The following is a 6,207-nucleotide window of genomic DNA, read 5'->3' as shown; positions in this document are numbered from 1 at the left end:
GTCGACGGCGCCGAACGCCGCTTCGGCCTGGGCGATCATGGCGGCGATCTCCGCGGGCTTGGTCATGTCGGCGGGGGAATAGATCGCCCTGACCCCGAACTCGGCCTCGATCCCGGCCCGCTCCGTCTCGATGGCCTCGGGGGTTCCGAAGCCGTTGATCAGGACATTGGCCCCCTCGGCGGCCAGCGCCCGGGCGATGGCCAGGCCGATGCCGCTGGTGGAGCCGGTGACGACGGCGGATTTCGATTTGAGGATCATGCGGGCGTCCTTGGGCGGCCGAAGGCGCATCCGGCTCCCCCCAGGCTCATATTGCAGCGCACAAAAGGCGCAAGGAAAGAATGGATGCGCCCCTCCTGGGGGCGCTGTCGGCGAAGCCGGCCGAGGGGAACTTTGACTCTTGTTCTGGGGTCGAAAGGTTGTCGACTGCGCCCCCCGGCACGGACCTACGGTCCGTGCATTCGTCGCGGCGATCGACAAATCATTGTCGATCACATCCGGTTCGCAAGCGCGAACCGGCGCTCCTCACCCCGCCTTGCCGTCCAGGACCGGAATGGCCGGCTCGGCGGAGAGGCTCTCGATGATGGGCGCCTCGGCGTACTGGGCGTCGCGATCGTCGAGGTCGCGGCGGATCTGGGCGTGGCGGTCGGCGTCCAGGCGCCAGCCGACGACACAGGCGCCCCCCAGCATCACGAAGATGATGGGGCCGGCGATATAGGCCCATTCCAGGCTGCGGATGGCGGCCGGCGTGTTCACCGCCCCCTCGGCGGCCTTGTAGCCAAGCCTCGCCAACAGGGGGAAGGTCAGGCCGATGGAGAAGGCCGAGGCGATCTTGGCGGCCAGGGAGTTGAGCGCGTAGATCAGGCTCAGCCGCTCCTGGCCCTGTTCGAGCCGCACCTCGTCGCCGACATCGGCCAGCATGGCGCGGATCATCAGGTCGAAACCGGCGGCCATGAAGCCGCACCAGAACATCACCGGGATCGCCGCCGGCACATTGGCCTTGGGCAGGACCATCACCATGCACAGGCCGAGCGAATAGGCCGTGGTGGTGACCATCAGGGTGCGGTGCTTGGACAGCCGTCGCGCCATGAGGGCGGTGAGCGGGGCGCCGACGATGCCGGCCAGGATATAGACCAGCAGCAGGGCCGAGGCCTGGGTCGGGGTGTAGCCGCGGCTGTCGGTGAAGAAGAAGACGTAGAGGGCGCTCATCCAGCCCGGGCCCAGCGTCAGGGCCATCTGGGCCAGGAACAGCCGCAGCAGGTCGGGCTTCACCAGCAGGGACACGTAGTCGCGCAGGCGGAACTGCGGGTGGCCGGTGTCAGGGGCGATGCGCTCAGGCGTGCGGAACACCATCCAGGCCATGGAGACCGGGATCAGCCAGAAGATGAACCAGCCCATGTCGGGCACGATCTCGGCGGTGCTGCGGTGGAGGGCGTTGGCGCCGATGGGGATCAGCAGGACCACCACCGCCCCGATGACGCCCAGCGCCGCCACCACGCCGAACAGGCGCGAGCGCTCATGGTATTCGGTCGACAGGTTCGCGCCCCAGGCCGAGTGGCCGAGGCCGAGGATCGAGGTTCCCAGATAGAAGACCAGCAGCCAGCCGATCAGATAGAGCGAGCCGATGCCGTGCGGCGCCTGGAACAGGGCGTAGGTGGCCAGCATCAGGATCGGGGCGCCGATGATCATCCAGAACCGGTAGCGGCCGATCCGGGTGCGGGTGCGGTCCATGATCAGGCCGAGGACGGGATCGACCCCGATATCCAGCAGCCGGACGATGGCCCAGGCGCTGCCCACCACCGTCAGGCTGACCCCCAGGTGACTGGCGAAATAGGGCGGCAGATAGACCGCGACGGCGACGGCGAGCGCGCCCAGGGGCAGGTTGGAGAGCGAGAAGCCCAGGATGGTGGGCAGGCCGAGCCTGCTGGAGCCTGACGCGCCCTGATTCACGAAGCCTGCTCCCGATCGGCGCCGATCAACCGTGGCGCTCTGACGCGGCACAGGAAGCGATTTTCCGGGGAGAGGGCAAGGGGCGCGGCGAAGAATGACAACAAAGACATCAAGCCGGGATGGGCGTCCCTTGGGTCTCGGCCTGGTTGGGGTGGGTGACGTAGAAGTCCAGCTGCGCCAGCAGCTCGGTCCAGGCCTGGTCGATCTGCGGGGTCCAGTCGGCGCCGATCACTTCGGCGACGGTGGCCGCCACCGTGCCGAAGAACACCCGGAAGACGTCGGGGGGCACGTCGTAGCCGGCGTGGTTGATCACCTCGGTCTGGATCAGGGTGTGGGCGTAGAGGCGCTCGCCGATGAAATCGAGGATGGCCGAGAACACCTTGGACAGCATCTCGCCGCGGATCGCCCAGTTGGTGTCGCCCCAGAACATGGGCTCCATCTGCGGATGCTCGGCGAACAGGCGGGCATAGACCAGCGGCGTGAGGTCCTCGCAGCGTTCGGCCGCCAGCTCCAGGCTCTGCTCGATGAGTTCTGCGTTCATGGTCGCCTCCCGCGAGATGTTGACGCGATCATCGCGCGCCCTCAGCTTATCGGCAATCACCTAGGTGGGTCCGGCGCTCCCGCCGAGCCCGCGGGAGGGTGGAAACCTTAGGGGTGAGACGACCTTGACCGCAGACCTGTTCGCCCCGCTCAGCTTCGCCCATGGCCCGGCGATGAAGAACCGCTTCATGCTGGCCCCCCTCACCAACCTGCAGAGCCACCCCGACGGGACGATGAGCGAGGACGAGTTCCGCTGGCTGACCCTGAGGGCCCAGGGCGGGTTTGGCCTGACCATGACCTGCGCGGCCCACGTCCAGCGGATCGGCCAGGGTTTCCCCGGCCAGATGGGGATCTGGTCGGACGCCCACCTGCCCGGCCTGACCCGGCTGGCGACCGCCATCAAGGCCGCCGACAGCGTGGCGGTGGTGCAACTTCATCACGCCGGCTTCCGCTCGCCCAAGGCCCTGATCGGCGAGGCGCCGGTGGGCCCCTCCGACGACGAGGCCACCGGCTCGCGGGGCCTGTCCACCGCCGAGGTCGAGCAGCTGGTGGAGGACTTCGTGCTCGCCGCCCTGCGCGCCAAGACCGCGGGCTTCGACGGGGTCGAGATCCACGGCGCCCACTCCTACATCCTCTGCCAGTTCCTCAGCGCCGGCCTCAACCGCCGCACCGACCAGTATGGCGGCTCGGCGGAGAACCGTGGGCGGGTGATCGTCGAGGTCCTGCGGGGCGTGCGCAAGCGCTGTGGCGGCGACTTCCTGCTGGGCCTGCGCCTGTCGCCGGAGCGGTTCGATCTCGACCTGCGCGAGATCGCCGACTTCGCCCAGGCCGTGATGAGCGCCAAGCTGATCGACTTCCTCGACATGTCCCTGTGGGACGCCTTCAAGGAGCCGGCGGACGCGGCCTATCAGGGGCGCACCCTGATGAGCTACTTCACCGAGCTCGACCGCGGCGCGGTGCGGCTGGGGGTGGCTGGCAAGATCATGAGCGCCGCCGACGCGCGGGCCATGCTGGCGGCCGGCGCCGACTTCGTCCTGCTGGGCCGGGCGGCCATCCTGCACCATGACTATCCTCAGAAGGTGGCCGCCGATCCCGACTTCAAGCCGGTGAGCCTGCCGGTCACGGCCGCCTATCTGAAGGCCGAGGGCCTGGGCCCGGCCTTTGTCGGCTACATGTCCACCTGGAAGGGCTTCGTGACCGAGCCGGAGGCGGCCGAGGCCTGAGCGCGCGTGGCTCGCGCCACTGGCCTTGCGGGCCGGGCGGGCGCATACGGGCGGCGGGACGACGAGTTTAGGACTTCTACATGACGCCTCCGGACGAGCGGCTTGAACAGCTGCTGAACACCCCGGACCTGGCCGGCGTGCTCGAAAGCAGCAGCTTCCGCCAGTTCCTCGACCAGGTGCCGATCGCCATCGCGGTGTCGGAGCTCGAACCGGCCGAACGCATCGTCTACGCCAATGTCGAGTTCGAGCGCCTGACCGGCCGCGCCGCCGCCGACCTGGAGGGCGAGGTCTGGACCACCCTTTCGGGCCAGGCCGCCGGGGCGCAGGACGGTCGCCGGTTCAGCGACGCCATCACCGAGGATCAGGACTTCATCGGCGCCTTCGACCTGACCGCCGGGGAGCAGGCCCAGACGGTCGACGCCTGGTCCAACCTGATCCAGGACTCCGCCGGCGACCCGGTGTTCCGCATGCTGGCCCTGGTGGAGGCCGCCCGCCGCGGCGAGCTGGACCTCAGCGACTTCGAGCAAAGGATCCACGACAAGGACGTGCAGCTGAAGGAGCTGCAGCATCGGGTGGGCAACAATCTCCAGATGATCACCGCCCTGATCCGCATCGAGGCGCGCAACGTTCCGGAGAACGCCAAGGACGAGCGGTTCGCCCGCCTGGCCGGCCGGGTCGAGGCCCTGGGCCTGCTCTACCGCTCGCTCTCCGAGGAGGGCCACGGGGAGAGCATCGACCTGGGGGTCTATCTGAGCCAGGTCGCCTCGGCGGTGATGAAGGCCCATGCGGTGGAGGGCATCCACCTGGACCTGCAGGTGGACACCTGGCCGGTCTCCATAAATGTCGCCATGCCCGCCGGCCTGGTGGTCAATGAGCTGCTCACCAACGCCCTGAAGCACGCCTTCAAGGGCCGTGAGGGCGGCACGATCAAGCTGCGCAGCCTGGTGGACGAGACCGGGTGCCGGGTGGTCGTCGCCGACGACGGGGTGGGTCTGGCCCCAGGCGAGGTCTGGCCCCGGGCCGGCAAGCTCAGCGCCCTGATCGTCCAGTCCCTGCGTCAGAACGCCAAGGCCCAGGTCGAGGTGGAGCCCAATCCCGGCACGGGCCTGCGGGTGAGCGTCTTCTTCGCCCGCGCCGACGCCGCCCCGGAAACCTGAGGCCTCAGGGCGTGACCGGCTTGCCGCCGACCTTGTAGACCGTCCCGCCCTTCATCACGAACCCGACCCGCTCCAGGGTGGTGACGTCGGCCAGGGGATCGCCATCGACGGCGATGATGTCGGCATAGCGGCCGGCCTGGATGGAGCCGATGTCCTGGGCGTCGCCGATCAGGTCCGCCGCGCTGGCCGTCGCCGCGGTGATGGCGTCGGACGGGCTCATGCCCGCCTTGACCATCAGGGCGAACTCCTGGGCGTTCTCGCCGTGGGCCGACATGCCGAAGGTGTCGGTGCCGAAGGCGATCTTCACCCCGGCGGCATAGGCGTCGTGCAGGTTCTTGACCATCACCGGCACCACCTTCAGGGCCTTTTCGGCGGTGGACGGGTTGAGCTGTTCGGGATGGGTCTTGGCCCGGTCATAGACCCTGGCGCCCACCAGCATGGTGGGGACAAAGTAGGTCCCGTGGGCCTTCATGATCCTGTAGCTCTCGGCGTCGGCGAAGGAGCCGTGCTCGATGGAGTCGACCCCCAGGGCCGCGGCCTTGTCGATGGCCAGCTTGCCGTGGGCGTGGGCGGCCACCTTCATGCCCAGCGCGTGGGCGGTCTCGATCACGGCCCTGATCTCGTCGTCGGCCATCAGCTGGTGGTTGGGGTCGTCGCCGATGGACATCACCCCGCCCGAGGGCATGATCTTGATCAGGTCGACGCCCTGACGGTGCAGGGTGCGGACCGCCCGGCGCGCGGACTCCGGGCTGTCTGCCAGGTTGTCCTTCCAGTGCGGATGATCCAGGTCCGGATCCAGGCCATTGGCCGAGTCGCCGTGACCGCCCGTGGGGCCGATGGCGCCGCCGGAGGTCCAGATGCGGGGACCGGGGATCGTGCCGGCGTTGACCGCCTTCTTCAGCGCCACGGTGACACCGGTCTCCCCGCCCACGTCGCGGACCGAGGTGAAGCCCGCCAGCAGGGTGGCCCGCGCATAGTTGGTGGACTCGATGGCGGTGTCGTAGCTGGTGATCGTGACCGCGTTGCGGATCGGGTCGCCCTTGTGGAAGCCCGCGGCGATGTGGTCGTGGGTGTCGATCAGGCCGGGCAGCACCGTGCCCGACTTCAGGTCGATGACCTCGGCGCCGGCCGGGGTGACGTAGCCGGCCTGGACGCCGGTGATGCGGTCGTCGTGGATCAGGATGGAGACCTCGGCGCGCGGCGCCTTGGAGACCCCGTCGATCAACCGGCCGGCATGGATGACGATGTCCTTGGCGAAGGCTGGGGCCGCTCCGAGGACCAGGGCCGCGGCCGCCACACTCGTCAGCGCCGCGCGCCGCCATTGGATACGCATCAGGAAA

6 protein-coding genes are annotated in these 6,207 nt (G+C 68.9%); 2 read left to right on the top strand and 4 right to left on the bottom strand.

What is annotated here, in order from left to right; translation table 11 throughout:
• The 3 genes from Q7T09_RS14145 to Q7T09_RS14135 form a co-directional block, all read right to left on the bottom strand.
• Nucleotides 1-288, bottom strand: a 288-nt coding sequence (locus tag Q7T09_RS14145) for an SDR family NAD(P)-dependent oxidoreductase (RefSeq protein ID WP_304700531.1), incomplete at its 3' end; no start/stop codon positions are given.
• A 234-nt stretch (nt 289-522) separates the two neighbouring features.
• Complete coding sequence (locus Q7T09_RS14140; RefSeq protein WP_304700530.1) at nt 523-1,947, bottom strand: MFS transporter; 1,425 nt, start codon at nt 1,945-1,947, stop codon at nt 523-525.
• A 109-nt stretch (nt 1,948-2,056) separates the two neighbouring features.
• Nucleotides 2,057-2,488: a globin gene (locus Q7T09_RS14135; protein ID WP_304700529.1), complete on the bottom strand. Its 432-nt coding sequence runs from the start codon at nt 2,486-2,488 to the stop codon at nt 2,057-2,059.
• 124 nt (nt 2,489-2,612) lie between these two features.
• On the opposite strand from Q7T09_RS14135, the gene Q7T09_RS14130 reads away from it, so the two are divergent.
• Together Q7T09_RS14130 and Q7T09_RS14125 are read left to right on the top strand one after the other, a co-directional pair.
• A complete protein-coding gene (locus tag Q7T09_RS14130) occupies nt 2,613-3,710 on the top strand; it encodes an NADH:flavin oxidoreductase (RefSeq protein WP_304700528.1) in 1,098 nt (365 codons plus the stop codon).
• An 80-nt stretch (nt 3,711-3,790) separates the two neighbouring features.
• Nucleotides 3,791-4,867, top strand: a complete 1,077-nt coding sequence (locus tag Q7T09_RS14125) for a sensor histidine kinase (protein ID WP_304700527.1) — start codon at nt 3,791-3,793, stop codon at nt 4,865-4,867.
• Nucleotides 4,868-4,871: 4 nt separating this feature from the next.
• Here Q7T09_RS14125 and Q7T09_RS14120 read toward each other — a convergent pair whose 3' ends face one another.
• Nucleotides 4,872-6,200 carry an amidohydrolase family protein gene (locus Q7T09_RS14120; RefSeq protein ID WP_304700526.1) on the bottom strand — a complete coding sequence of 443 codons (1,329 nt, stop codon included), beginning with the start codon at nt 6,198-6,200 and terminating at the stop codon, nt 4,872-4,874.
• Nucleotides 6,201-6,207 lie beyond the last annotated feature (7 nt).

It is taken from the genome of Phenylobacterium sp. (assembly GCF_030645195.1).
Taxonomy (GTDB): Bacteria; Pseudomonadota; Alphaproteobacteria; order Caulobacterales; family Caulobacteraceae; genus Phenylobacterium.
The sequence above is the reverse complement of the archived record's forward strand: the minus strand, read 5'-3'. Positions and strand labels throughout refer to the sequence as shown.